The organism is Dietzia sp. NPDC055343 (assembly GCF_053645265.1).
Window position 1 is genome coordinate 1 of the sequence record NZ_JBSHMJ010000019.1, and the last position, 25,794, is coordinate 25,794.

Below are 25,794 nucleotides of genomic sequence, written 5' to 3' on the forward strand. Positions count from 1 at the left end.
GGGCCCGGGCATCTGCCCGGGCCCTTCCGCTATTTCGGTTGTGCCCCCGAAGGGAATCGAACCCCTGACCTTTGGTACCGGAAACCAACGCTCTATCCCCTGAGCTACGAGGGCGGGATACCGGCCGTGGAGACCGGAGGCGGCTCTCGGGCCCACCGCGTGGGTGGCACCTCTCGAACAGCGAGACTGATCGTAGCACCGGTCCCGGAGAGCGGCCGCATCGGGCCCGCCCGGCAGGACCCGGGAGCGGTGACCGTGACGCCGATTCCCCCGACGACGTGCTGACACCTAGGATATGAAGACGTGACTCCCGCTGATCTCGCCGCCGTCATCCGAGCCGCCCTCATCACCGTCCTCACCGATCGCGGGGCCGATATCTCGCTCGTTCCGGAGACGGTGACGGTCGAGCGACCGCGCAATCCGGAACACGGTGACTACGCGACCAACATCGCGCTGCAGCTGGGCAAGAAGGTCGGCGTCGCGCCGCGTGACCTCGCAGGTGATCTCGCGACCGCGCTGGTCGCGGACGCGGGAATCGAATCGGCTGAGATCGCCGGGCCGGGTTTCCTCAATATCCGCCTCGACTCCGGTGCGCAGGGATCCCTGGTGTCCACCGTGCTCGCCAAGGGCGTCGACTACGGGGCGGGGGATGCGCTGTCCGGCCGCCGGGTGAACCTCGAGTTCGTCTCGGCCAACCCGACCGGGCCCATCCACCTCGGCGGAACCCGGTGGGCTGCTGTCGGTGACGCGCTGGGCCGGGTCCTCGAGGCATCCGGTGCCGAGGTCACCCGCGAGTACTACTTCAACGACCACGGCGCCCAGATCGATCGGTTCAGCACGTCGCTCGCCGCGGCGGCCAAGGGGGAGCCCACCCCCGAGGACGGCTACGCCGGTGCCTACATCGAGGACATCGCGGCCCGGATCGTCGCCGAGCACCCGGACGTGCTGGACAAGCCCGAAGCGGAGTCGTTGGAGATCTTCCGTTCCGTGGGGGTCGACATGATGTTCAGCCACATCAAGTCCTCGCTCGCGGACTTCGGCACGGTGTTCGATGTCTACACGCACGAGAACTCGATGTTCACCTCCGGCGCGGTCGATCGCGCCGTCGAGACCCTCAAGGGAAACGGCAACCTCTACGAGTCGGACGGGGCCTGGTGGCTGCGGTCCACCTCGTTCGGGGACGACAAGGACCGGGTGGTCCTGAAGTCCGACGGGAATGCCGCGTACATCGCCGGTGACATCGCGTACTTCCTCGACAAGCGGGAGCGCGGCTTCGACCTCTGCATCTACATGCTGGGGGCGGACCACCACGGCTACATCGCCCGCCTCAAAGCCGCCGCCGCCGCCCTCGGCGACGATCCGGCCACGATCGAGGTCCTCATCGGACAGATGGTCAACCTCGTCCGTGACGGCGCCCCGGTCAAGATGAGCAAGCGTGCCGGCACCGTCATCACCCTGGACGATCTCGTCGACGCCATCGGTGTGGACGCCGCCCGATACGCGCTCATCCGGTCCTCGGTCGACCAGACGATGGACATCGACCTGCAGCTGTGGGCCTCGGCCACGAACGACAACCCGGTGTTCTACGTCCAGTACGCGCACGCGCGCCTGTGCTCGCTGGCCCGTAACGCCGCCGACCTCGGCGTCACCGTCGAGGGTGCCGACATGGCGTTGCTGGTCGAGGACCGCGAGGGCGCGCTCATCCGCACCATCGGCGAGTTCCCGCGCGTGGTGGCCAGTGCCGCGGATCTCCGCGAGCCCCACCGGGTGGCGCGGTACCTCGAGGAGTTGGCAGCTGCCTACCACCGGTTCTACGACACCTGCCGGGTGCTGCCGATGGGGGACGAGGAACCCGGACCGTTGCACGCCGCCCGCCTGGCCCTGAGTGCGGCCACACGACAGACGTTGGCCAACGGCCTGCGCCTGATCGGTGTCAACGCACCGGAGAAGATGTGAGCGCGCACCCCGCGGGCTCGCGGCACGAGTACCCGCACGCACCGGCCATCGGCGAGCGGCCCGGCGACGCCGACGCGCTCATGAACCTCGCCCCGGCGGTCTGGCCCCGGGGCGCCCGGCGTCGCGAGGACGGGGTCGTGGAGTTCGCCGGAGTCGCGGCATCGGAGCTCGCGGCCGAGTACGGCTCACCGCTGTTCGTGATCGATGAGGACGATTTCCGGTCCCGCTGTCGGGAGATGGCCGCGGCGTTCGGGGGAGCGGACCGCGTGCACTACGCCTCCAAGGCGTTCCTGTGCACCGAGGTCGCCCGCTGGGTCGCCGAGGAGGGCCTGAGTCTGGACGTGGCCTCGGGCGGCGAGCTCGCCATCGCACTTCGCGCCGGCTTCCCGGCCGAGCGGATCACGGTCCACGGCAACAACAAATCCGGTGACGAACTCCGCATGTCCGTGCGCAACGGTGTCGGCCATGTCGTGATCGATGCGATGTCAGAGATCGCGCTCCTCGACCGTATCGCGGCCGAGGAGGGGATCGTCCAGGATGTCTTCATCCGCGTGACCGTCGGAGTCGAGGCACACACCCACGAGTTCATCGCGACCGCCCACGAGGATCAGAAGTTCGGCTTCTCCCTCTCCGGCGGCGCCGCGATGGAGGCCGTCCGGGCCGTGTTCGCGGCACAGAACATCCGGTTGACCGGGCTGCACAGCCACATCGGCTCGCAGATCTTCGAGATCGACGGATTCGAACTCGCCGCCCGCCGCGTGATCGGGCTGCTCCGGGACATCGTCGACGAGTTCGGCGCCGAGCGGACCAGGCAGCTCGATCACCTCGATCTCGGAGGCGGCCTGGGGATCAGCTATGTCCCGTCGGACGATCCTCCGCCCGTCGCCCAGCTGGCCGCGTCGCTGACCGAGATCGTCGAGTCGTTCGCCCGGGAGGCAGACCTGACCCCGCCGACGCTGGTCGTCGAGCCGGGACGAGCGATCGCCGGCCCGGGCACGGTCACGCTGTACGAGGTCGGCGTGACCAAGGACGTCCAACTCGCCGGCGGCGAGAGTCGGCGCTACGTCAGCGTCGACGGGGGGATGAGCGACAACATCCGCACCGCCCTCTACGACGCCGAGTACGACGCCCGGCTCGTGGGTCGGAAGTCGACCGCGACACCGGTGGTCTCCCGCCTGGTGGGCAAGCACTGCGAGAGCGGTGACGTGGTGGTTCGCGACCTGTGGATGCCCGAGGACGTCGGGGCCGGCGACCTCGTCGCCGTCGCGGCGACCGGGGCCTATTGCTATTCCATGTCGAGCCGGTACAACCTCATCGGACGCCCCGCGGTGGTGGCGGTTCGCGACGGGCGGGCACGACTCGTGCTGCGCCGTGAGACCCTTGACGATCTGACGAGCCTGGAGGTGGGACAGTGAGCGACGCAACAGCGTCAGGCGTGCGACCCGTAGGAGTGGCGGTGCTCGGGATGGGCACCGTCGGCAGCGAGGTCATCCGCTTCATGACCGAGAACGCGGAGGCACTCGCCGCGCGGATCGGTGCGCCGCTGGAGCTTCGGGGGGTCGCTGTCCGTGACCTGACGAAGGATCGCGGGGTGGACCCCGAGCTGCTCACCGCGGACCCGTCCACGCTCGTGTCGAGGGGCGACGTCGACGTCGTCGTCGAACTCATGGGTGGCATCGACGTCCCACGTCCCCTCCTCCTCGAGGCATTGCGCCACGGCAAGTCCGTCGTCACCGCCAACAAGGCGCTGCTCGCCGAGTACACCGACGAGCTGGCCGAGGTGGTCGACGCCACCGGCACCGACCTGTACTTCGAGGCGGCCGTGGCCGGCGCGATCCCCGTGATCGGCCCGCTCCGCCGTTCGATGGCGGGTGACCAGGTCGAGCGCGTGGTCGGCATCGTCAACGGGACGACGAACTACATCCTGTCCGAGATGGGCTCCACCGGCGCCGACTACTCCGAGACGCTGGCCGAGGCCTCGCGCCTGGGATACGCCGAGGCCGACCCCACCGCGGACGTCGAGGGCTACGACGCGGCCGCCAAGGCGGCCATCCTCGCCTCGATCGCCTTCCACAGCCGGGTGACCGCCGGGGACGTCTACCGCGAGGGGATCTCCCGGATCTCCCCGGACGACTTCGAGTCGGCCCGCGACATGGACTGCACCATCAAGCTGCTCGCCATCTGTGAGAAGCTGCGCCGCGCCGACGGCACCGAGGCGGTCTCCGCTCGCGTCTATCCCGCCCTGCTGCCCAACAGCCACCCGCTCGCCGCGGTGAACGGCGCGTTCAACGCCGTCGTCGTCGAGGCGGAGGCGGCTGGTCGGCTCATGTTCTACGGCCAGGGTGCCGGTGGCGCGCCGACCGCGTCGGCGGTGCTCGGCGACATGGTCGCGGCCGCGCGTAACAAGGTCGGCGCGGGCCGTGCCCCCGGCGAGTCCACGTACGCCGCCCTCCCGGTGGCCTCGATGGACGAGATCCTCACGCGCTACCACGTGCGCATGCGTGTGGCGGACAAGCCCGGTGTGCTCGCGCTCGTGGCCGCGGAGTTCTCGAACCACGGGGTCTCGATCGCCCAGTGCCGCCAGACCGAGGTCCAGGCCGCCGTGGGAGAAGGCGACGACGCGCCGGCCAGCGCCGAACTGACGGTGCTGACTCATCGCGCCTCCGAGCGCGCGCTCGCCGACACGGTGGCCGCGCTCTCCGACCAGGACGCCGTCACGGACATCACCAGCGTCATCCGTCTCGAGGGAGTGGACACCGAATGAGCAACACCCACCAGCCCGTGCACAGCCGCTGGCCCGGCCTGATCGAGGCCTACCGAGACCGCCTCCCTATCGGTGAGAACTGGGAGCCGGTGACTCTCTACGAGGGCGGCACGCCGCTCATCCGGGCGACTCATCTCTCGGCGGTCACCGGGTGTGAGGTCTACCTCAAGGTGGAGGGCCTCAACCCCACCGGGTCGTTCAAGGACCGCGGTATGACGATGGCCGTCACCGACGCGAAGGCCCGCGGCCAGCGCGCCGTGTTGTGCGCGTCCACCGGCAACACCTCGGCCTCGGCAGCCGCGTACGCCACGCGCGCCGGTATGGAGTGCGCGGTTCTCATCCCGCAGGGCAAGATCGCCGCAGGCAAGCTCGCGCAGGCCGTGATGATGGGTGCGACCATCATCCAGGTCGACGGCAACTTCGACGACTGCCTCGAGCTGGCACGCAAGACCACGGCGACCTACGCGGAGATCGGTCTGGTCAACTCGGTCAACCCGGTCCGCATCGAGGGTCAGAAGACCGCCGCGTTCGAGATCGTGGATGTTCTCGGGCGTGCCCCGGACCTCCACTTCCTGCCCGTCGGCAACGCGGGCAACATCACCGCGTACTGGCGTGGCTACTCCGAGTACCACGCGGACGGGATCATCTCGAACCGTCCGCGCATGATGGGTGTTCAGGCCGCCGGCGCAGCCCCGCTCGTCGACGGCGCGCCGGTGAAGAACCCGGAGACCATCGCCACCGCGATCCGCATCGGCGCCCCGGCGTCGTGGGATGGCGCGGTGAACGCCCGCGAAGAGTCCGGCGGCACCTTCCGCAAGCGCACCGACGAGCAGATCCTCGAGGCGTACCGCATGGTTGCGGGCAAGGACGGCGTCTACGTCGAGCCCGCCTCGGCGGCGTCGGTGGCCGGTCTGCTCGACGCCCACGCGGGCGGCGAGCTCGAGGCCGGTCAGACGATCGTGTGCACGGTCACCGGCAACGGGCTCAAGGACCCGGATACGGCACTGCTGGGCATGCCCGAGGTCGAGCCGGTCCCGGTCGACCCCTCGGCGGTCGCCGGCGCCCTCGGTCTGGAATGAGCGACATGAACGGTCCGGGCCCGGAGGTCTTCGGCAGCTCGGGCGGTCGCATCCTGCCGGTCGGCCGGTCCGTCACCGTCGAGGTGCCGGCGTCGAGTGCCAATCTCGGCCCCGGCTTCGACGCGCTCGGTGTGGCCCTGGGGCTCTACGACACGATCACGGTCACCACGATCGAGTCGGGCCTGGAGCTCGAGGTCACCGGCGAGGGGGCCGGGGAGGTTCCCGAGGACGCGTCTCATCTGGTCGCCAAGGCGGTCGAGGCGGGACTGCGGGCCGGGGGCGTGGGGGTGCCGGGCGTGCGGATCTCGTGCCACAACGCCATCCCGCATTCCCGGGGGCTGGGGTCGTCGGCGTCCGCCGCGGTCGGTGGCCTGGTCGCCGCCAACGGCCTCATGGACGGCGCCCTCACGGCCGAGCACCTGGTCCAGTTGTCCAGCGAGTTCGAGGGACATCCGGACAACGCCGCGGCCAGCGTGCTCGGCGGCGTCGTGGTCTCGTGGACCGAGCGTTCGGCCACCGCGGTGACCTATCGTGCGGTTCGCATGGAGGTCGATCCGTCGATCGTCGCGACGGTGCTGGTGCCGTCAGAGACGTCGTCGACCGCCCAGACCCGGGGACTGCTCCCGGCGACGGTGCCGCACGAGGACGCGGCGTTCAACGCCAGCCGCGCCGCGCTGATGTCCGTGGCGCTCGCGTCCCACCCCGAGTTCCTCGTGGCGGCGACCGAGGACCGACTTCACCAGTCGTACCGCGCGCCGGCACTGGTCGCGACCATGGAGTGGGTGACGCGGCTTCGCGAACGGGGATTCGCCGCGACGGTGTCCGGCGCAGGCCCTACCGTGCTGATTCTCGGCACGTCCGGCCTCCCTTCGGATCTACGCGACCTCGCCGAGGCGCAGGGGTGGCGGGTACTCGATCTGCGGATCGCCGACGGCGCCCGGGTGGTCGCCGCCGAGTGAGAGCGCCGGGTCGGAACGACGAGACGGCCCGGGTGCTTCGGCACCGAGGACAGTGATGGGCGTACGTCCCGCCGGGTGATCCCGGCCGGGCGTCGTCCTCACTGCGTGGACCCGGGCGTGATCCTGGTGATCTCGTAATCGCCGGACGCGTGCCGCGCGCGGATCCGGATCTTGTCGTATTTTCCGACCGTGGTCCTGGGGATGTCGTCGACGAACGCCCACCGATCCGGCCGCTTCCACATCTCGAGCACGCCCTCGAGCCCCTCCCAGAGCGAGCGCGCGCGAGCCGTCACCCCGGGTTTGAGGCGCACTAGAACTAGGGGCCGGCTGCCCCAGCGTTCGTCGGGCACACCGATCACCGCGGCGTCCGCCACCCGTTCGTCTCGGAGCACCGCGTGCTCGAGTTCGATGCTGGAGATCAGCTCCCCGCCCGAGGCGATCGTGTCGTCGACCCTGTCCACCACGGCGAGGTACCCCTTGGGCGAGATGCTGGCCATGTCGCCGGTCCGCAGCCACCCGTCGACGAAGCGCTCCGGGGCCGCGTCCCCGAGATAACAGGCGGTCACCCACGGGCCGCGGAGTTGGAGTTCGCCGACGGACCACCCGTCGTTGGGTTGTACCCGGCCGCCGTCGACCACGCGGGCCTGCACTCCCGCGGAGAAGCGGCCCTGCCCGAGAATCTGGGCGCGCCGGTGGGTGGCGGAGGAGTGGGGGTCGGGCCGGGCGAAGGCAGCGATGGGGCTGGTCTCGGTGAGCCCGTAGGCCTGGATCAGGGGGACACCGTGACGCTCGACGAAGGCATCGATCAACGCCTCCGGTACGCCGGATCCGCCCACGACGATCTCGGTCAGGTGGGAGAGCGATTGCGGATGAGTCTCCAGCCTGCCGAGAAGTTGCTGGAGCGCGGCCGGGGTGGTGACGACCTTGTTGGGGCGATGCGTGCCCAGGAGGTTGGCGAGGTCGGCACCCGTGTGCAGCGCCTCGCCGGGTCGCGGGCGAGCGGTGATCAGGCTGGCACCGGACATGAATGCGGCGTACGGCATCCCCCATGACATGACGTGATGCATGGGGACCGTGCTCAGCACGGTGTCGCCGCTGCGGAGCGCGGCGCTCTCGGCCATGCAGATCTGCATGGAGTGGAGCCAGATCGACCGGTGCGTGTACGCGACACCCTTGGAGCTGCCGGTGGTGCCGGAGGTGTACGCGATGGCCGCCGCGGTTCGCTCGTCGAGATCAGGCCACGGGTAGGCCGTGGGTCGCCCGTCGAGGAGGGCTTCGAGTGCGTGTACCTCGAGGTGCGTGCCGGGAAGTTCGGAAGGCACGTGACTGTCCATGACGACGACGTGGCGCAGGCTCGCCACACCCGACACGATCTCGAGGACAGGGGAGAGGATCTCCGGGTCCACGAGGATCACCGACACCCTGTTCTCCCCGAGCGCGGAGATCTTGAAGTCCGCCGAGCGGAGGGTGTTGACCGGCATCGCCACCGCGCCCATCGCGGGGAGCGCGAAGACGGCTTCGACGTACTCCGTACGGCTCTCCGAGAGGATCCCCACCACGTCACCGATCCCGACCCCGAGGGCGGACAGTGCGTGTGCGGTGGCGGCGGCGCGGGCAGCCACCACATCGAACCTGACAGGGTGGGGTTCTAGCCGGCTCCCGAACCCCGTGATGGTGGAGCCGCCGTGGCGTTCCGCAGCGTGCTCGAGGATCCGTGAGACGAGAAGTGGGGTGTCGAGCATCGTTCCGAACACGGGCCACCTCCTGCTGATCGGTTCCTGCCGGACGCGTTATCGGTGTGCTGTACGTTACCGCCCGGCTCCGACTCGAGGGGGTGACGGTCGTGACGCGCGGAGGGGGACATGTACGTGTGTGCCCGCAGGTAGTATGCTTCCTGTCAGCCACGGACGCTCGGTCGTTCCCGCGTCCCGGGATGCTGCACAGTCGCCCGTCTTCGCTCGGGTGTCACAGGGTGGCTCCCGGTAGGCAACGGCCGAATGGCGATATGGCGATCAGGGATCCTCCCGCGTGGGCGGCTCGTCCCCCACGAGGATCCCCCTCAGACGAACACTCCGTATGTGGCTCTGCCGCAAGTGCGGAGAGGCCCACGCGGCCACCCGGGACGCCGACTCCGGATCCCGGACACCTGCTCGATGCGAGGCGGTCCACACCGCCCCGGCTCCGGGCCCAGAAAGGATCCCCGTGACCTCGACGGAAACCACCTCCACACCGCCTCAGGGCGCCTCGCTGTCCGCAATGCGCCTCGCTGACCTCAAGGGACTCGCGCAGCAGATGGGCCTCAAGGGCCTGTCGGGCAAGCGCAAGGGCGAACTCGTCGCCATGATCGAGGGCGCACGTAGGCCCGGCCCGGCCAAGGCTCAGGCCGCGGCCCCCGCCAAGGCGTCGACCGGGACGTCCGGCACAGCCGAATCCTCCGGTGGCGGCGCCGACTCCCGCGGCGGGGACACTACCGAGGCGACCCGGCCCGCCGCGTCGTCGCTGACGTCAGACCCGCAGCAGCAGCGGTCCGCTGAAGGCGACGGGGACCGCCGGTCGGCGGAGGCGTCGACCCACGGCGACTCGGGACAGGACTCCGATCGTTCGCGCAGCGAGGACGGTAACCACGGCGGCCATCGCCAGGGGCGCGACCAGGGCGGACGTCAGCGTCGCGGCGGTCAGGGCCGGGACGACCAGGATCCGGGCCAGCAGAATCGCGATCAGCAGGGCGGTCGCAACCGGGATCAGCAGGGCGGCGACCAGCAGGGCGGCCGCAACCGTGACCAGCAGGGCGGCGACCAGCAGGGTGGCCGCAACCGGGATCAGCAGGGCGGCGACCATCAGGGCGGCCGCAATCGAGATCAGCAGGGCGGCGACCAGCAGGGCGGCCGCAACCGGGATCAGCAGGGCGGTCGCAACCGGGATCAGCAGGGCGTCGACCATCAGGGCGGCCGCAACCGTGACCAGCAGGGCGGCCGTAACCGGGACAACGACGACCGCGAGCAGCAAGGTTCGAACAGCCAGGGCTCGGGTAACCAGGGCGACGGCAACGGCCCCCGGGGAGACGGCAACAACCGCGACGACGACGGTGGTGGCCGCGGGCGTCGTAGCCGGCGCCGGCGCGAGCGAAACCGCGGCGGGAACCGGCAGAACGACGGCGACACCGAGGTGCGGGAGGACGACGTCCTCCAGCCGGTCGCGGGCATCCTGGACGTGCTGGACAACTACGCGTTCGTCCGCACGTCCGGTTACCTCGCCGGAACGAACGACGTCTACGTCTCCATGAACATGATCCGTCGGCACGGTCTGCGCCGTGGCGATGCGATCACCGGCGCGGTCAAGATGCCGCGCGACGGCCAGAACGACGGCCAGGGTGGAAACCAGGGAGGCGGGCAGGGCGGCGGCAAGAACCGCCAGAAGTTCAATCCGTTGGTCCGGATCGACACCGTCAACGGTGGTCCGATCGATCAGGCCCGCAACCGCGTGGACTTCTCCAAGCTCACGCCGCTGTACCCCAACCAGCGGCTGCGCCTGGAGACCGAGAAGAACATCATCTCCACCCGCGTGATCGACCTGATCATGCCGATCGGTAAGGGGCAGCGCGCACTGATCGTGTCCCCGCCGAAGGCCGGCAAGACCACGATCCTGCAGAACATCGCGAACGCCATCGCGACCAACAACCCGGAATGCCACCTCATGGTGGTGCTCGTCGACGAGCGTCCGGAGGAGGTCACCGACATGCAGCGTTCGGTGAAGGGTGAGGTCATCGCCTCGACCTTCGACCGCCCGCCGTCGGACCACACGCAGGTCGCCGAGTTGGCGATCGAACGCGCCAAGCGTCTGGTCGAGCTGGGGCAGGACGTCGTCGTCCTCCTCGACTCCATCACGCGCCTCGGCCGCGCCTACAACAACTCCTCGCCCGCCTCGGGCCGGATCCTGTCCGGTGGTGTCGACTCCACCGCGCTGTACCCGCCCAAGCGGTTCCTCGGCGCGGCCCGGAACATCGAGAACGGTGGCTCGCTCACGATCATCGCCACCGCGATGGTCGAGACCGGCTCCGCCGGCGACACGGTGATCTTCGAGGAGTTCAAGGGCACCGGTAACGCCGAGCTCAAGCTCGACCGTCGGATCGCCGAGCGGCGCGTCTTCCCGGCCGTCGACGTGGGCCCCTCGGGCACCCGCAAGGAGGAGCTGCTGATGAGCCCGGAGGAAGCGGGCATCATGCACAAGCTCCGCCGCGTCCTGTCGGGGTTGGACACGCACCAGGCCATCGACCTGCTCATGTCGCAGCTGCGTAAGACCAACACGAACTACGAGTTCCTCCTCCAGGTGGCCAAGACCACGCCGACGTTGCCCCAGGACGAGGAGTGAGCGATGGCGCGGGACGTGCGCCGTCATCGATCGACGACGTCCTCTCCGAGTACGGCGGCCTCGAGGCGCAGCTGTCGGATCCGACACTGCACGAGGACGCCGCGGCCGCCCGCCGTGTCGGTAAGCGGTTCGCCGAGCTGACCCCTGTCGTCCAGTGCTACCGGGCGTTGGTCTCGACGCGCGACGACGCCGCCGCGGCCCGGGAGCTGGCCGACGACGACTCCTCGTTCGCCGACGAGGCCGACCGGCTGGACGTAGAGGCCTCGGAACTGGAGATCCGGCTCGCGGATCTGCTGGCGCCGCGCGACCCCCACGACGCCGACGACGTGCTCATGGAGATCAAGTCGGGGGAGGGCGGCGAGGAGTCCGCGCTGTTCGCCGCGGACCTGGCCCGCATGTACACGCGCTACGCGGAGAAGCACGGGTGGACCGTTCAGGTGCTGGGCGTGACCGAGTCCGATCTCGGGGGCTACAAGGATGCCTCGTTCTCCATCCGCGCCAAGCAGCCGTCACGTGACGGCGTGTGGTCGCGGATGAAGTTCGAGGGTGGCGTGCACCGTGTCCAACGTGTTCCGGTGACCGAGTCCCAGGGGCGGGTCCACACGTCGGCCGCCGGCGTGCTGGTGTTCCCCGAGCCGGAGGATGTAGGTCCGGTCGAGATCGACGAGTCGGAACTGCGGATCGACGTCTACCGTTCGTCCGGCAAGGGCGGGCAGGGCGTCAACACGACCGACTCGGCGGTTCGCATCACGCACCTGCCCACCGGCACCGTCGTCACGTGTCAGAACGAACGCAGCCAGTTGCAGAACAAGCAGCGCGCCATGCAGGTGTTGGCCGCGCGGCTCCAGGCTGCTGCCGAGGAGTCCGCCGAGGCCGAGGCCGCCGAAGGGCGCGCGACGCAGGTGCGCACCGTCGACCGCTCCGAGCGCATCCGCACCTACAACTTCCCGGAGAACCGGATCGCCGACCATCGGGTCGGATTCAAGGCGCACAACCTCGATTCGGTCCTCGACGGGGACATGGACGCGGTGCTCGACGCGCTCGCCGACGAAGAGCGTCGACGTCGGATGGACGAGGCCTGACCACCGTGGACCCGCGGCCGGTCCCCGTGGCCGGTGTCGTGCGCGGCGCGGCGGCGGCGCTGGCCGGAGCGGGAATCGACTCCGCCGGGGTGGAGGCCCGCCTCATCTGTGCACACGTACTCGGCGTCGACAGGTCGCGGCTCATGCTCGCTGATGGGCTCGACGAGGCCGCCATCGCAGAAGTCGATCGGATCGTCGCCGCGCGCGCGGGCCGGGGCGTCCCGCTCCAGTATCTGCTCGGCACCGCCCCGTCGGGACGCCTCGAGCTTTCCGTCGGGCCGGGTGTGTTCATCCCGCGCCCGGAAACCGAACTCCTCGTGGAATGGATCCTCGCCCGCCTCCCGGCGCCGACCGGGGGAGTGGGGCCGGTGGTCGTGGATCTGTGCGCGGGTAGCGGCACGATCGCCCTCGAGATCGCCCACGCCCGCCCCGACGCCCGGGTGCACGCGGTGGAGTTGCACGAGGCGGCGCTGGACTGGCTACGCCGCAACGCCACCGCCCGCGCGGACGCGGGCGACACCCCGATCGAGATCCATCACGGCGACGCCACGGATCCCCACCTGCTGCCACGGCTTCGCGGCCGCGTGGCCGCCGTGGTCTCCAATCCGCCGTACATCCCGCTGACCGACGACCTGCCCGCCGAGGTCCTGGGCCACGAGCCGGCGACGGCGCTGTTCGGGGGGACGGACGGCCTCGTCGTCGTCGTGCCTCTCGTGGACCTCGCGGCGAGCCTGCTCGCCCCGGGCGGCCACCTGGCCGTCGAGCACGACGACACGACCGGCGCCGAGGTCGCGGCGGTCGTCGGGCGCCGGGGCGGCTTCGGTACCGTGGAACAGCACACCGACCTCGCCGGACGGCCGCGGTTCGTCACCGCGACGCGCCACGACGGAGCCGACGACGACGACCCGACAGCCCAGAAGGGGATCACCCGGTGACCATCACCTACGACTGCACCGAGGAGACCGGCCGAGAGGTCGGCCTGAGCTCCGCGTCCGGGGCCCTGCGGGCGGGCCGGCTCGTCGTGACCCCCACGGACACGCTCTACGGTATCGCCGCCGACGCCTTCGACCCGGACGCGGTCAACCTGCTGCTGTCGGCCAAGCGCCGCGGGCCGGACATGCCGGTGCCGGTGTTGGTCGGATCATGGGAGACCATCGACGGGCTCGTGGTGAGCACCCCGGCCGCCGCGCGTGATCTCATCCGTGCGTTCTGGCCCGGAGGGCTGAGCCTCATCGTCCACCAGGCCCCGTCTCTGGGTTGGAACCTCGGGCACACCCAGGGCACCGTCATGCTGCGGATGCCCCTGCACCCCGTGGCGATCGAATTGTTGCGTGAGGTCGGACCGCTGGCGGTGTCCAGCGCCAACGTCTCCGGGCAGCCTCCCGCCACCACCGTCGTCGAGGCACGCGAGCAGCTCGGCGACTCGGTCGCGGTGTACCTCGACGGCGGGCCGTGCTCGATCGGCCGGCCGTCGACCATCGTCGACCTGACCGGACCCGGCCCCAGGATCGTGCGTGAGGGCGCCGTGACCGCCGAGCGCGTCGGCGAGGTCCTCGACATCGACCCGGCGCAGCTGCGCGGCTAGCCGTGGGCGTCGGGATCCCGTTCCGGGAGCTCCTGCTCATCGGGGTCACCGCCGGCCTCGTCACCTTCGTCGTCACCGGCCTGGTGCGGGGGGTGGCGCCCGCGATCGGTGGGCTCGCCTACCCGCGTGAGCGCGATGTGCACCTGGTGCCCACACCGCGGCTCGGTGGCGTGGGGATCTTCACCGGAATGCTGGTCGCGGTCTATCTCGCCGCGCAGTTACCCGCCCTCAACCGCGCGTTCCCGCCGTTCGCGCCGGACGTGGAGGCGACCATCCTCGCCGGCGGGGTGATCGTCCTGCTCGGCATCGTCGACGACATCCTCGGCCTCGGCGCGGTCACCAAACTCGCCGGGCAGGCTGCTGCCGCCGGGGTGCTCGTGGCGATGGGCGTGTCGTGGACGCTGGTGTATCTGCCCTTCGGAGACGGCAACATCCTCGTGCTCGACCAGCTCCAGGCCGGGCTGCTCACGGTCGTGTTCACGCTGGCGATCGTCAACGCGATGAACTTCGTCGACGGCCTCGACGGTCTCGCCGCCGGACTCGGCACGATCGCCGCGCTCGCGATCTGCGTGTTCTCGGTCGGGATCATGCTCGACCAGGGCGGCACCGTCGGCGCGTATCCGCCCGCTCTCGTCACCGCCGTCCTGGCCGGTGCCCTGCTGGGCTTCCTGCCGCACAATTTCCAGCCCGCCCGGATCTTCATGGGGGACTCGGGCTCGATGCTCATCGGGCTCGTGCTGGCCGCCGCGTCCACGAGCGCCTCGGGCAAGATCTCACAGAGCCTGTACGGGCCGCAGGAGATGATCGTGCTGCTCTCTCCGATGATCGTCGTGGCCGCCGCGATGTTCGTGCCGATGCTCGATCTCGTGATGGCGATCATCCGCCGGATCGGAGCGGGGCGTAGCCCGTTCGCGCCCGACAAGATGCACCTGCACCACCGGCTGTTGGCGCTGGGCCACTCGCACCGCCGGGTCGCGCTCGTCATCTACGCCTGGGTCTCCCTGATCGCCTTCGGCGCGGTCGGCGCGACCATGCTCCCGACGGAGGTGATCGTGCCGCTCGTGGCGGCCGGCCTCCTCATGGTGCTCGTCGCCACGCTCGTGCCGCGGCTGCGGAGTGCGCGGGTCGAGGACAACTCGGGTGGTGACGGGGCGTCCCGCTAGGCTGCTCGTCATGAGCGACACTCTTGCGACGCCCGATCAGCCCGGACCCGGCCCCCAGAACGCCGGCCTACGCACCGCCGTCCGACTCGGCGGGCTCGCACTCGTCGTACTCACGGTGATCAGCGTCATCGCGTGGACCCTGGTCGACGGTGTACCGGGCCTGTGGGGCGCGGTGATGGGTGCGGGCATCGGTGGGGCCTTCGTTCTCACCACCGCGGTGGTGGTCATGGCCACCGCGCGGACGGCACCGCAGACCACCGCGGCTATTCTTCTCGGCACCTGGCTGCTCAAGCTCGTCGTCGCCATCGGTGTGGTGGCGGTGATCGAGCGGTTCGATTTCTACTCACGCCCGGCGTTCGCGGTCACCATCATCGCCGCTCTGGTCGTCGTCCTGGCGGCCGAGACGTGGGGCATCCTCAAGACCCGGACGCCCTACATCGAGCCCGCCGACCCGACCGTCACCTGACCGGGTCCCCCTGACATGCGGCTTTCGAGACCGGGATGTTATTCTCTTCGACGGTGAGACGAGCACGTCGCCGGGCCACTTCACGGCCGGCAGACGTTCGCGCGCTGACCCGAATCGGCCGCGAGCACCGGGCCGCTCGTACTGCACGCGCTCGGGCGCCAGCCGCCCTACACGACCAGGGGAGAACACACTGAGTACCACGCTTCTGGCCTTCAAGGGCGAGTTCCACGCCCCTGACATCGACAAAGAGTTCTTCCCTGTCGACCAGTGGTTCACTGGCTTCGCCGCGGACGCCTTCGTCATGGACCGCCTGATGTTCGTCCGTATCCTCATGGCAGTCGTTCTCATGGCGTTCTTCATGTTCGCCATGCGCAATCCGCGGCTCATCCCGAGCGGTGTGCAGAACTTCGCCGAGATCTGCCTGGACTTCGTCCGCGTCCACGTGGCCGAGGAGATCCTGGGCAAGGAGCAGGGACGTCGCTTCCTGCCGGTCATCGCCACCATCTTCTTCGCGGTGCTCGCGATGAACCTTCCGACGGTGCTGCCAGGACTCAACGTCTCGCCGAACGCTCGTATCGGCTTCCCGATGGTTCTGGCGGCTCTGGGCTATATCACCTTCATCTACGCCGGTGCCAAGAAGTACGGGTTCCTCCGTTACATCAAGGCCAGCGTGGTCATCCCCAACGTGCCGCCGGCGCTGCACATCCTGCTGATCCCGATCGAGATCCTCTCGACGTTCATCCTGCGTCCGGTCACGCTGACCATCCGTCTCATGGCCAACATGCTGGCGGGTCACCTCATCATCGTGCTGCTCTTCAGCGCTACGAACTTCTTCTTCTGGCAGCTCAACGGCTGGACCCTCCTGTCCGCCGGTATCTCGGTGCTGTCCGTCGCGTTCACGCTGTTCGAGCTCCTCGTGATCTTCCTTCAGGCGTACATCTTCGCCCTGCTGGTCGCGGTCTACATCGACAGCTCGCTGCACGCTGATAACCACTAGAACCCGGGCCGCGAGGCCTGACACGACCACCTGTCAACCCGACACATCACGTCCGACCGGTTCGGAACACCCCGGACCGGCCATCTGAAAGGGAAACCCCATGGACATCGTCACTCTCGCCCAGGCCGCCGAGCAGACCGTCACCAACCAGGGCTACGGCGCCATCGGCTACGGCCTCGCCGCGATCGGCCCCGGCATCGGCATCGGCATCCTCGTCGGCAAGACCGTCGAGGGCATGGCCCGCCAGCCGGAGATGGCCGGCACCCTCCGCACCACGATGTTCCTCGGCATCGCCTTCACCGAGGCGCTCGCCCTGATCGGTATCGTCGCCGGCTTCCTGTTCTGATCGACGACACACCGACCTCTAGGGACGCACCATGAACAACGTCATCGCCATCTTGGCGGCCGAAGGGGAGACTCTCCCCCTGGAGGAGAGCGTCAACCCGCTCATTCCTCCGCTGTATGACATCGTCTGGTCGCTCATCCCGCTCGCGGTCATCCTCTGGCTCTTCTGGAAGTTCATCCTCCCGAAGTTCCAGCAGGTAATGGACGAGCGTGAGGAGCGCATCGAGGGCGGTCTGCGTCGTGCCGAGCAGACCCAGGCCGAGGCGAAGGAAGAGCTGGCCAAGTACAAGGCCCAGCTCGCGGAGGCGCGCAGCGAAGCGGCCAAGATCCGCGACGACGCGCGTGCGCAGGGCCAGCAGATCCTCTCGGATATGAAGACAGAGGCCGAGGCCGAGCGCGAGCGCATCGTCGCCGCGGGTGAGCAGCAGCTCACTGCCCAGCGCCAGCAGATCATCACCGAGTTGCGCTCTGACCTCGGGCGTCAGTCCGTCGACCTCGCTGAGCGACTCATGGGTGAGCAGCTGTCTGATTCGGTCCGCCGCTCCGGCACCATCGACCGCTTTCTGGCAGACCTCGACCGGGTCCCCGGCGCGGGCAAGAACTAAGGGAAGTGGAGTCCATGCACGCAGCGAGCCGTGAGGCGCTCGACAGCACGCGCGACGCCCTGAAATCCGCTCTGGCCGCCAACCCGGCCGGGGGTGCGACGGGCGCCAAGGTGGGCCAGGAACTCTTCCAGGTCGTCGACGTCCTCGAGGACAACCGGTCCCTGCGGGTCGCGGTGGCCGACACCTCGGCGTCGGTCGAGGCCCGGCAGGACCTCGTTCGCGGGGTCTTCGGGTGGAAGATCGACCAGGCCACGCTCGATCTGCTGCTCGCTGCGGTCTCTCAGGACTGGTCCAACCCGCGCGAGTTGCGGGAAGGCCTGATCACGCTCGGCCGCGAGGCGCTCATGCGCTCCGCTGACGAGCAGGGCCAGCTCCAGACGGTCGAGGACGAGCTGTTCCGGCTCGGCCGCATCGTCGCGGGCGACGCCGAGTTCGAACAGGCACTTGCCGATCGCACCGCCGAGACCTCCGCCAAGCGAGCCCTGCTCGCGCAGGTGCTGTACGGCAAGGTCACCGCGGTGACCGAGGCCCTGGCGTCCCAGGCCATCGCCCGGCCCACGGGAATGCCGGCGGACGATCTCATGGAGATCTCCGGTCAGGCCGCGGAACTCCGTGGCCGCACCGTTGCCGTGGTCACCAGTGCCGAGGCACTCTCGGAACAGCAGACGACAGACCTCGGTGGTCGGCTCCGGTCGATCTACGGTCGCGAGATCGCGGTCCACAACGAGATCGACCCGACCCTGATGGGTGGAGTGGTCGTCCGGGTGGGTGACGAGATCATCGACGGCAGCGTGGCGGGCCGGCTCGACGCACTCCGGCGAAGCCTCCGCTGACCGGCTCGCCGGTCACACGACGAGCTGCGACTCGGCCGTGATCCCGCGGTAAGTGGCTCACGCACAACCTATAAAGCACATCCCGACTTTGAGAGCAGGAATGACATGGCGGAGTTGACGATCTCCTCCGACGAGATCCGCAGCGCGATTGCGAACTACACCTCAACTGTTTCGACCGACGCGACCAAGGAAGAGGTCGGCATTGTCGTCGATACCAGTGACGGTATCGCGCACATCAGCGGCCTTCCCTCGGCGATGGCCAACGAGCTGCTGGAGTTCCCCGGCGGGATCCTCGGCGTCGCGCTGAACCTGGAGGACCGCGAAATCGGTGCGGTCATCCTCGGTAACTTCGACGAGATCGCCCAGGGCCAGGAGGTTCGTCGTACCGGAGACGTCCTCTCCGTGCCCGTCGGGGACGGCTTCCTCGGCCGTGTCGTCAACCCGCTCGGTCAGCCGATCGACGGCCTGGGCGAGATCGAGGCCGAGGGCACCCGCGCCCTCGAGCTCCAGGCGCCCTCGGTGCTCGAGCGTCAGCCCGTCGAGGAGCCGATGCAGACCGGCATCAAGGCCATCGACGCCATGACCCCCATCGGCCGCGGCCAGCGTCAGCTGATCATCGGCGACCGCAAGACCGGGAAGACCGCGGTCTGCATCGACGCCATCCTCAACCAGAAGGCCAACTGGGAGTCCGGCGACAAGACCAAGCAGCTGCGGTGCATCTACGTGGCGATCGGTCAGAAGGGCTCCACCATCGCGGGCGTCAAGGCGACCCTCGAGGAGCACGGCGCGATGGACTACACCACCATCGTGGCCGCCCCGGCCTCCGATTCCGCTGGTTTCAAGTGGCTCGCCCCCTTCACCGGCTCCGCGATCGGGCAGCACTGGATGTACGGCGGCGCCCACGTTCTGGTGGTGTTCGACGACCTGTCCAAGCAGGCCGACGCCTACCGCGCGATCTCGCTGCTGCTGCGCCGCCCGCCGGGTCGTGAGGCCTACCCGGGTGACGTCTTCTACCTGCACTCCCGGCTGCTGGAGCGGTGCGCCAAGCTGTCCGACGAGATGGGTGGCGGGTCGATGACCGGTCTGCCGATCATCGAGACCAAGGCGAACGACGTCTCGGCGTTCATCCCGACCAACGTCATCTCGATCACGGACGGTCAGGTCTTCCTCGAGTCGGATCTGTTCAACCGCGGTGTCCGCCCCGCGGTCAACGTCGGTATCTCCGTCTCGCGAGTCGGTGGCGCCGCGCAGACCAAGGGTATGAAGAAGGTCTCCGGCTCGCTGCGTCTCGACCTCGCCGCGTTCCGTGACCTCGAGTCCTTCGCGACCTTCGCGTCCGATCTCGACGCGGCCTCCAAGGCCCAGCTCGAGCGCGGTCAGCGTCTGGTCGAGATCCTGAAGCAGGACCAGAACTCCCCGGTCTCCGTCGAGGACCAGATCGTCTCGATCTACCTCGCCGGCGAGGGCTTCTACGACAGCGTCCCGGTCGCCGACATCCGTCGCTTCGAGGCCGAGCTGCTGGAGCAGCTGCACCACGGAGCTGCCGACGTGTTCACCCAGATCGACGGCGGGGCGGCTCTGTCCGACGAGTCCAAGGCGACGCTCGAGGCCAAGACGAATGAGTTCAAGGAGGGCTTCGTGGCCTCCGACGGCTCCCGCGTGGTCAACGAGCCCGAGGCCGAGGCACTCTCCGAGGACGAGATCGACCGCGAGACCCTCACGGTCACCAAGAAGAAGGCCTGAGGCCTCGAGATGACAGCCATCCGATTCAAGGGCGAGAGGAGTGTGATCTGAAACCATGGCGAATATGCGTGAACTGCGCGACCGGATCAAGTCCGTCAACTCGACCAAGAAGATCACCAAGGCCCAGGAGCTGATCGCCACGTCGCAGATCTCCAAGGCCCAGGCCCGGGTCGCCGAGGCCCAGCCGTTCGCGGATCAGATCACCGCGATCCTGACCGACCTCGCCAGCGCGTCGTCGGTGCAGCACCGGATGCTCAACGAGCCCGAGAACGCCAAGCGTTCCGCGATCCTCGTCGTGACCTCCGACCGCGGTATGTGCGGTGGTTACAACCACAACGTGCTCAAGGAGGCCTCCGAGCTCATCGCCTTCCTGGAGGGCGAGGGCCGCGAGGTCGATATCTACGTCCTGGGTAACAAGGGCATCGTGTACTACACGTTCCGTGAGATCGCGATCGCGGGCGCGTGGCACGGCCACTCGCAGAAGCCCGACTACCAGGAGGCCCGGCCGGCCTTCCAGCTGCTGTCGACCGCGTTCGCGGCCGGTGGCGAGGGCACCTTCGACGCGTCGGAGTTCCTCGGCGAGGACTACACGGGCGACACCACCCGCAAGGGCGTCGACGAGGTCCATATCGTCTACACCCAGTTCAAGTCGATGCTCACCCAGACGCCGAGGGCTCGTCGTCTGGCCCCGATCGAGACCCAGGTCGAGATCGAGGAGTTGGATCTCGGCGATGACATGCTGGATACGTCCAGAACCGAGTTCAAGCCCGAGGTCACCTTCGAGCCCGACGCCGACACCCTGCTTGACAACATCCTCCCGAGGTATATGTCGACCCGGGCGTTCGCGTCGCTGCTGGAGTCGGCGGCGTCGGAGTCGGCGGCTCGTCGTACCGCGATGAAGTCCGCCACGGACAACGCGACAGAACTGGTCGAGGGCCTCAGCCGTGAGGCGAACCAGGCCCGCCAGGCACAGATCACCCAGGAAATCAGCGAGATTGTCGGTGGCGCTGGCGCGCTCGCCGCGAGCGCAGGAAGTGACTAAGTAATGACCACAGCTGTTACCGATCAGAGCACGACGGGCACGGCCGGTCTCACCGGCCGGGTCGCCCGCGTCCTGGGTGCGGTCGTCGACGTGGAGTTCCCGCGCGGCGCCCTCCCGGCCCTCTTCAACGCCCTCACCGCGGAGATCACGCTCGAGGCCGTCGCCAAGACCGTCACGTTCGAGGTCGCCCAGCACCTCGGCGACAACATGGTTCGCTGCATCTCGATGCAGTCCACCGATGGTCTCGTCCGTGGCGCCGAGGTCGTGGACTCCGGCAAGCCGATCTCCGTGCCCGTCGGAGACGTCGTCAAGGGCCATGTCTTCAATGCCCTCGGCGACTGCCTCGACGCTCCCGGCACCGGCCGGGACGGCGAGCAGTGGGGCATCCACCGTGAGCCGCCGGCCTTCGACCAGCTCGAGGGTAAGACCGAAATCCTCGAGACCGGTGTGAAGGTCATCGACCTGCTGACCCCGTACGTCAAGGGCGGCAAGATCGGTCTGTTCGGTGGCGCCGGCGTCGGCAAGACCGTTCTGATCCAGGAGATGATCACCCGTATCGCGCGTGAGTTCTCCGGCACGTCGGTGTTCGCCGGCGTCGGTGAGCGTACTCGTGAGGGCACCGACCTCTTCCTCGAGATGGAAGAGATGGGCGTGCTCCAGGACACGGCCCTGGTGTTCGGCCAGATGGACGAGCCGCCGGGGACCCGTATGCGCGTCGCCCTCTCGGCCCTGACGATGGCCGAGTACTTCCGTGACGTGCAGGGCCAGGACGTTCTGCTCTTCGTCGACAACATCTTCCGCTTCACGCAGGCCGGTTCCGAGGTCTCGACCCTTCTCGGTCGCATGCCGTCGGCTGTCGGTTACCAGCCGACCCTGGCGGACGAGATGGGCCAGCTGCAGGAGCGGATCACCTCGACCCGTGGTCGTTCGATCACGTCGCTGCAGGCGATCTACGTCCCCGCGGACGACTACACCGACCCGGCGCCGGCGACCACGTTCGCCCACCTCGACGCGACCACGGAGCTCTCCCGCTCCATCGCCTCGAAGGGCATCTACCCGGCCGTGGATCCGCTGACCTCGACGTCGCGGATCCTGGAGCCCGGCATCGTGGGTGAGAACCACTACCGCGTCGCGCAGGAAGTCATCCGGATCCTCCAGAAGTACAAGGAGCTCCAGGACATCATCGCGATCCTCGGTATGGACGAGCTCTCCGAGGAAGACAAGGTCACCGTCCAGCGTGCCCGCCGCCTCGAGCGCTTCCTGGGTCAGAACTTCCTCGTCGCCGAGAAGTTCACCGGTCAGGTCGGCTCCGTCGTTCCGCTGTCCGAGACCATCGAGGCCTTTGACAAGCTGTGCAAGGGCGAGCTCGATCACCTGCCCGAGCAGGCGTTCAACGGCATCGGCGGTCTCGACGACGTCGAGGCCGCCGCGAAGAAGCTCGCGGGGAAGTGACCGTACAACATGGCTGCTGACATCGAAGTCGAGTTCGTCACTGTCGAGCGTCGTTTCTGGTCGGGGACCGCGAGCATGGTGGTCGCCAAGACCACCGAGGGCGAGATCGGTATCCAGGCCGGTCACGAGCCGCTGCTCGGCGAGCTGGACACCGGTGGCACCGTGACCGTGTACACCGACGAGGGCAAGAAGGTCGCCGCCGTCGAGGGTGGGTTCCTCTCGGTGACCGCCAACAAGGTGAGTATCCTCGGAGAAGCAGCGGCCTGGTCGGAGTCGATCGACCGTTCGGCCGCGGAGCAGGCGCTTGCGGATGCGGGCGACGACGCCGCCGCCGCAGCCGCTGCTCGGGGCCGTCTTCGCGCCATCGAGAAGGCGGGCGCCTAGCCCCACCAGGTCTCGACCGTCACAACGGCCGCGACCACCGGAAGGAGTTGAACAGATTGACGGCTCCCATCGAGGTTGTCCTCGGTGTCGTCGTCCTGCTCATACTCGCGCCGGTGGTCGCGGCCGTCGTGTATCGGCTGGTGTTCATCCGGCACAACTCCACTTCGGTGCTGACCCGGCAGACGGGTGAGGACACGTGGACCTACGGAGCCGTGCGGTACACGGACGCCGACGTGGCTTTCTATCGCCTGTTCAGCATCCGCTTCACACCGGATGTCCGACTGGACAGGCGCACGCTCGTTCTCGGGCGGCGCCGTCATCCGACGGGCTCGGAACTGGACGTGGCGGAGGCCGGCGAGATGATCGTCCCGTTCTCCGGTCGTGATCGCCGCGACCAGTTGGTCGAGGGCGACATCTGCCTGGGTCCGTCAGCGCTCACCGGGCTCCTGGCGTGGGTCGAGGCCTGCTCGACCGACCAGATACGTCCCAGGCGTCGCAGGCGCTGAATCCCGCTCGTCTCCGGCCACCCGTGCCGAACTCAGGAGGTTCTGTTGCGACTCGTCGTCGCCACCTGCCAGGTCGACTACGTCGGTCGGCTCACCGCCCATCTCCCCATGGCTCCGCGGCTGCTGTTGGTGAAGGCCGACGGATCGGTGAGTGTGCACGCCGATGACCGCGCATACAAGCCGCTCAACTGGATGACCCCGCCGTGCACCCTGAGCGAGCAGGATCATCCCGAGAACGAGGATCACCGCTTGTGGGTGATCGAGAACAAGGCCGGCGAGCAGCTACGCATCACCGTCGCGGAGATCCACCATGAGTCCCAGCACGAACTCGGGGTGGATCCCGGCCTGGTGAAGGACGGTGTCGAGGCTCATCTGCAGGAGCTGCTCGCGGAGCACATCGACACTCTGGGCCGTGGCTACAGCCTGATCCGCCGCGAGTACATGACCGCGATCGGCCCCGTGGACATCCTCGGACGCGACTCCGAGGGCACGACGGTCGCAGTGGAGATCAAGCGCCGCGGCGAGATCGACGGCGTCGAGCAGCTGACGCGCTATCTCGAGCTACTCAATCGTGATCCGCTGCTCGCGCCGGTCAACGGGATCTTCGCCGCGCAGGTGATCAAGCCCCAGGCGCGAACGCTGGCCGAGGACCGAGGTATCCGCTGCGTGACCCTTGATTACGACCGGCTACGCGGAACAGACTCCAACGACCTGCGCCTCTTCTGAGCGGGGTGTGCGGTGCCGAGACGACATCGACGCGCAGCCCGGGATCTACCCGCGCCGAGGCGTGAGGGGCTGGGCGGGGGAGCGATGGCGCCCGGGCCGGCGGGAGATCCGGACGGGTATCACGTACGGAGGATCCCCGGCGCCAGGGCGAGCAAGGACTATCGCTGCCCGGGATGCGACCAGCTGGTGATGTCGGGAACGGCACACGTCGTGGCCTGGCCGGACCGGCCTGGTGGCGACGATGAGCGGCGCCACTGGCATTCGGGATGCTGGAACGGTCGGTCCAGCCGGGGGCTCACCCGTCGCTGGAGTTGAAGCGAGGGGTCTCCGGCAGGGGCTCCTCGTTCGCGACGCCGGCCGGCAGCGGCTCCAGTCGTGCCCGTACAGAGGCCAGCTCGGCCAGGACGTCCTCACGTAGAGCACGGAGGCGCTCGGTGTGTGTCCGGGCGCGGCCCATGATGTCGTTCGCGCGCTGTTCCGCGTCACGCACGATCTCGTCCGCGCGGTCGCGGGCTTCAGACCGGAGCGCCTGGACTGCGCTCCTGGTCGCGGCACGCTGGGCGCGATCCTCGTCGAGGGATTCCTTTCGACGCAGGTTCGACGCGAGTCGGTGGTCCTCGTCGATCTGGTCGCGTCGCCGTGCGGCGACATCGTCCAGTCGCTTCGCCTCGCTCTCGGCCGAGCGGACGATCTCCGCAGCCCGGGCTCGCGCCGCGTCCAACGCCGCGTCGTGCTCGGCGCGGACAGCGTCGTTACGGGTGCGGACGGCGGAGAGCTCGGCTGCCGCCGACTCACGCATCCGCCACGCGTCCTCTTCAGCCTCGTTGAGAATCCGGTCGGCGTCGGAGTGTGCGTTGTCGCGCATCGATGCGGCCTCGGCCGTCGCGAGGGCGAGCATCGTGGACAGACGGTCGGACATCTGCTCGTTCGTCACCGGTGCGCGGCCCAACTCGGCGATCCGCGACTCCAGCTCGTCGACCTTGTCGCGGTGACGCTCGAGCTCCGCGGTGGCACGTTCGGCACGCTCCACCGCGGCGTCACGGTCGGCCCGCAGCAGCTCGGCTTCGGCTTCCAGTCGGGCGAGGGCCGCGGACACCTGTTCGCGGTCGAAGCCCTTCCGGACCACCGCGAAGGGCTGCACGGCCGATTCGGGAGTGTGCGTGCTCGGCATGTCACCACCCTAGCCGCGCAGCCCTCGTCGGCGCTCAGTGCTGATCGGCGGCCGGCTCCACGAGCTCGAGGAGGACACCGCCGGCGTCCTTGGGGTGGACGAAGTTGATGCGGGAGCCGGCGGTTCCGGTCTTCGGGGCCGGGTAGAGCACGCGCACTCCGCGTCCGGTCAGGTGGGCGGTGATCGCGTCGATGTCGGTGACCCGGACGGCCATCTGCTGGATCCCGGGGCCGTTGCGATCCAGGTACTTGGCGATGGTCGAGCTGTCGTCGAGAGGCGCCAGAACCTGGAGCAGGGCGCTGCCCGCGGGGCGGCCGGGGGAGCCGAGCATGGCCTCGCGGACGCCCTGCTCCTCGTTGACCTCCTCGTGGAGGTTCTCCATACCCAGGTTGTCCCGGTACCAGGCCACGGCCGCGTCGAAATCCGGAACCGCGACACCGACGTGATCGATGGCCACGACCAGTTCGGAAGGAAGAAGGGGCTGGCCTGCTGGGGTAGTAGTCATACCTTCCACGCTAGCCGGTCCGGGTCCACGGTAGTTTGGCGTGGATAACCATCACCCCTCGAT

The 25,794-nt window shown here is 68.8% G+C and carries 25 protein-coding genes and 1 tRNA gene; 22 read left to right on the forward strand and 4 right to left on the reverse strand.

The window, feature by feature from the left end; all coding sequences use genetic code 11:
- Positions 1-41: 41 nt before the first annotated feature.
- A tRNA-Arg gene (locus ACWIE7_RS10560) sits at positions 42-114 on the reverse strand.
- A 189-nt stretch (positions 115-303) separates the two neighbouring features.
- Between ACWIE7_RS10560 and argS the strand changes: the two genes are divergently transcribed.
- The 5 genes from argS to thrB are packed head-to-tail and all read left to right on the forward strand — an operon-like array spanning position 304 to position 6,758.
- Positions 304-1,956 carry an arginine--tRNA ligase gene (gene argS, locus ACWIE7_RS10565; protein WP_452099988.1) on the forward strand — a complete coding sequence of 551 codons (1,653 nt, stop codon included), beginning with the start codon at positions 304-306 and terminating at the stop codon, positions 1,954-1,956.
- Positions 1,953-3,371 (forward strand): diaminopimelate decarboxylase, encoded by a 1,419-nt coding sequence (lysA, locus tag ACWIE7_RS10570; RefSeq protein ID WP_452099987.1) that lies wholly within the window; start codon positions 1,953-1,955, stop codon positions 3,369-3,371. The genes argS and lysA overlap by 4 nt, the downstream gene beginning before the upstream one ends.
- A complete protein-coding gene (locus ACWIE7_RS10575) occupies positions 3,368-4,720 on the forward strand; it encodes a homoserine dehydrogenase (RefSeq protein WP_452099986.1) in 1,353 nt (450 codons plus the stop codon). The genes lysA and ACWIE7_RS10575 overlap by 4 nt, the downstream gene beginning before the upstream one ends.
- A complete protein-coding gene (gene thrC, locus ACWIE7_RS10580; protein WP_454058635.1) occupies positions 4,717-5,799 on the forward strand; it encodes a threonine synthase in 1,083 nt (360 codons plus the stop codon). Before ACWIE7_RS10575 ends, thrC begins: the two co-directional genes overlap by 4 nt.
- Positions 5,796-6,758: a homoserine kinase gene (thrB, locus tag ACWIE7_RS10585; protein ID WP_452099984.1), complete on the forward strand. Its 963-nt coding sequence runs from the start codon at positions 5,796-5,798 to the stop codon at positions 6,756-6,758. Before thrC ends, thrB begins: the two co-directional genes overlap by 4 nt.
- Positions 6,759-6,856: 98 nt before the next feature.
- Here the strand turns inward: thrB and ACWIE7_RS10590 are convergent, their stop codons facing one another.
- Positions 6,857-8,512 carry an AMP-binding protein gene (locus tag ACWIE7_RS10590; protein ID WP_454069236.1) on the reverse strand — a complete coding sequence of 552 codons (1,656 nt, stop codon included), beginning with the start codon at positions 8,510-8,512 and terminating at the stop codon, positions 6,857-6,859.
- 448 nt (positions 8,513-8,960) lie between these two features.
- Here ACWIE7_RS10590 and rho point away from each other — a divergent pair, with 448 nt between their 5' ends.
- From rho to ACWIE7_RS10675, 17 genes are all read left to right on the forward strand, one after another.
- Positions 8,961-11,126: a transcription termination factor Rho gene (gene rho / locus ACWIE7_RS10595; protein ID WP_454069237.1), complete on the forward strand. Its 2,166-nt coding sequence runs from the start codon at positions 8,961-8,963 to the stop codon at positions 11,124-11,126.
- Positions 11,123-12,208 (forward strand): peptide chain release factor 1, encoded by a 1,086-nt coding sequence (gene prfA, locus ACWIE7_RS10600; RefSeq protein ID WP_454069238.1) that lies wholly within the window; start codon positions 11,123-11,125, stop codon positions 12,206-12,208. The genes rho and prfA overlap by 4 nt, the downstream gene beginning before the upstream one ends.
- Before the next feature lie 5 nt (positions 12,209-12,213).
- Complete coding sequence (prmC, locus tag ACWIE7_RS10605; RefSeq protein ID WP_454069239.1) at positions 12,214-13,143, forward strand: peptide chain release factor N(5)-glutamine methyltransferase; 930 nt, start codon at positions 12,214-12,216, stop codon at positions 13,141-13,143.
- Complete coding sequence (locus tag ACWIE7_RS10610) at positions 13,140-13,793, forward strand: L-threonylcarbamoyladenylate synthase (RefSeq protein ID WP_452099980.1); 654 nt, start codon at positions 13,140-13,142, stop codon at positions 13,791-13,793. The genes prmC and ACWIE7_RS10610 overlap by 4 nt, the downstream gene beginning before the upstream one ends.
- 2 nt (positions 13,794-13,795) lie before the next feature.
- Positions 13,796-14,956, forward strand: a complete 1,161-nt coding sequence (locus ACWIE7_RS10615; protein WP_454058639.1) for a glycosyltransferase family 4 protein — start codon at positions 13,796-13,798, stop codon at positions 14,954-14,956.
- A 10-nt stretch (positions 14,957-14,966) separates the two neighbouring features.
- Positions 14,967-15,422 (forward strand): hypothetical protein, encoded by a 456-nt coding sequence (locus tag ACWIE7_RS10620; protein WP_452099979.1) that lies wholly within the window; start codon positions 14,967-14,969, stop codon positions 15,420-15,422.
- 205 nt (positions 15,423-15,627) lie between these two features.
- Positions 15,628-16,419, forward strand: coding sequence for a F0F1 ATP synthase subunit A (gene atpB, locus ACWIE7_RS10625; RefSeq protein WP_344993554.1), 792 nt, complete (start codon positions 15,628-15,630; stop codon positions 16,417-16,419).
- A gap of 100 nt (positions 16,420-16,519) precedes the next feature.
- Positions 16,520-16,765 carry an ATP synthase F0 subunit C gene (locus ACWIE7_RS10630; RefSeq protein ID WP_182631968.1) on the forward strand — a complete coding sequence of 82 codons (246 nt, stop codon included), beginning with the start codon at positions 16,520-16,522 and terminating at the stop codon, positions 16,763-16,765.
- Between the two features lie 31 nt (positions 16,766-16,796).
- A complete protein-coding gene (locus ACWIE7_RS10635) occupies positions 16,797-17,369 on the forward strand; it encodes a F0F1 ATP synthase subunit B (protein ID WP_295649488.1) in 573 nt (190 codons plus the stop codon).
- A 14-nt stretch (positions 17,370-17,383) separates the two neighbouring features.
- Entirely contained in the window at positions 17,384-18,202 is an 819-nt protein-coding gene (locus ACWIE7_RS10640; RefSeq protein ID WP_454069240.1) for a F0F1 ATP synthase subunit delta, read from the forward strand.
- Positions 18,203-18,307: 105 nt separating this feature from the next.
- A complete protein-coding gene (gene atpA, locus ACWIE7_RS10645; RefSeq protein WP_452099977.1) occupies positions 18,308-19,945 on the forward strand; it encodes a F0F1 ATP synthase subunit alpha in 1,638 nt (545 codons plus the stop codon).
- A gap of 55 nt (positions 19,946-20,000) precedes the next feature.
- Positions 20,001-20,987, forward strand: a complete 987-nt coding sequence (locus ACWIE7_RS10650) for a F0F1 ATP synthase subunit gamma (RefSeq protein ID WP_454069241.1) — start codon at positions 20,001-20,003, stop codon at positions 20,985-20,987.
- Positions 20,988-20,990: 3 nt separating this feature from the next.
- Positions 20,991-22,439, forward strand: a complete 1,449-nt coding sequence (gene atpD, locus ACWIE7_RS10655) for a F0F1 ATP synthase subunit beta (RefSeq protein ID WP_452099975.1) — start codon at positions 20,991-20,993, stop codon at positions 22,437-22,439.
- Between the two features lie 9 nt (positions 22,440-22,448).
- Complete coding sequence (locus ACWIE7_RS10660) at positions 22,449-22,823, forward strand: F0F1 ATP synthase subunit epsilon (RefSeq protein ID WP_230930371.1); 375 nt, start codon at positions 22,449-22,451, stop codon at positions 22,821-22,823.
- Positions 22,824-22,879: 56 nt separating this feature from the next.
- On the forward strand, positions 22,880-23,329 hold the full coding sequence (locus tag ACWIE7_RS10665) for a DUF2550 family protein (RefSeq protein ID WP_452099974.1): 450 nt from the start codon (positions 22,880-22,882) through the stop codon (positions 23,327-23,329).
- A 45-nt stretch (positions 23,330-23,374) separates the two neighbouring features.
- Positions 23,375-24,055 (forward strand): endonuclease NucS, encoded by a 681-nt coding sequence (nucS, locus tag ACWIE7_RS10670; RefSeq protein ID WP_295649474.1) that lies wholly within the window; start codon positions 23,375-23,377, stop codon positions 24,053-24,055.
- Positions 24,056-24,067: 12 nt separating this feature from the next.
- Positions 24,068-24,370 (forward strand): ATP/GTP-binding protein, encoded by a 303-nt coding sequence (locus ACWIE7_RS10675; RefSeq protein ID WP_454069242.1) that lies wholly within the window; start codon positions 24,068-24,070, stop codon positions 24,368-24,370.
- On the opposite strand, the gene ACWIE7_RS10680 is transcribed toward ACWIE7_RS10675, so the two are convergent.
- Complete coding sequence (locus ACWIE7_RS10680) at positions 24,351-25,226, reverse strand: hypothetical protein (protein ID WP_452099972.1); 876 nt, start codon at positions 25,224-25,226, stop codon at positions 24,351-24,353. The genes ACWIE7_RS10675 and ACWIE7_RS10680 overlap by 20 nt on opposite strands.
- 34 nt (positions 25,227-25,260) lie before the next feature.
- Positions 25,261-25,731 (reverse strand): methylmalonyl-CoA epimerase, encoded by a 471-nt coding sequence (gene mce / locus ACWIE7_RS10685; protein WP_452099971.1) that lies wholly within the window; start codon positions 25,729-25,731, stop codon positions 25,261-25,263.
- Between the last annotated feature and the right edge of the window lie 63 nt (positions 25,732-25,794).

Bases quoted from the DNA above. Each gene is read 5' to 3' on its own strand.
- ACWIE7_RS10680 (WP_452099972.1), bottom strand. From the start codon at position 25,226: ATGCCGAGCACGCACACTCCCGAATCGGCCGTGCAGCCCTTCGCGGTG.
- mce (WP_452099971.1), bottom strand. From the start codon at position 25,731: ATGACTACTACCCCAGCAGGCCAGCCCCTTCTTCCTTCCGAACTGGTC.
- ACWIE7_RS10640 (WP_454069240.1), top strand. From the start codon at position 17,384: ATGCACGCAGCGAGCCGTGAGGCGCTCGACAGCACGCGCGACGCCCTG.
- thrC (WP_454058635.1), top strand. From the start codon at position 4,717: ATGAGCAACACCCACCAGCCCGTGCACAGCCGCTGGCCCGGCCTGATC.
- ACWIE7_RS10630 (WP_182631968.1), top strand. From the start codon at position 16,520: ATGGACATCGTCACTCTCGCCCAGGCCGCCGAGCAGACCGTCACCAAC.
- atpA (WP_452099977.1), top strand. From the start codon at position 18,308: ATGGCGGAGTTGACGATCTCCTCCGACGAGATCCGCAGCGCGATTGCG.
- ACWIE7_RS10635 (WP_295649488.1), top strand. From the start codon at position 16,797: ATGAACAACGTCATCGCCATCTTGGCGGCCGAAGGGGAGACTCTCCCC.
- atpD (WP_452099975.1), top strand. From the start codon at position 20,991: ATGACCACAGCTGTTACCGATCAGAGCACGACGGGCACGGCCGGTCTC.
- ACWIE7_RS10660 (WP_230930371.1), top strand. From the start codon at position 22,449: ATGGCTGCTGACATCGAAGTCGAGTTCGTCACTGTCGAGCGTCGTTTC.
- thrB (WP_452099984.1), top strand. From the start codon at position 5,796: ATGAGCGACATGAACGGTCCGGGCCCGGAGGTCTTCGGCAGCTCGGGC.
- ACWIE7_RS10620 (WP_452099979.1), top strand. From the start codon at position 14,967: ATGAGCGACACTCTTGCGACGCCCGATCAGCCCGGACCCGGCCCCCAG.
- ACWIE7_RS10650 (WP_454069241.1), top strand. From the start codon at position 20,001: ATGGCGAATATGCGTGAACTGCGCGACCGGATCAAGTCCGTCAACTCG.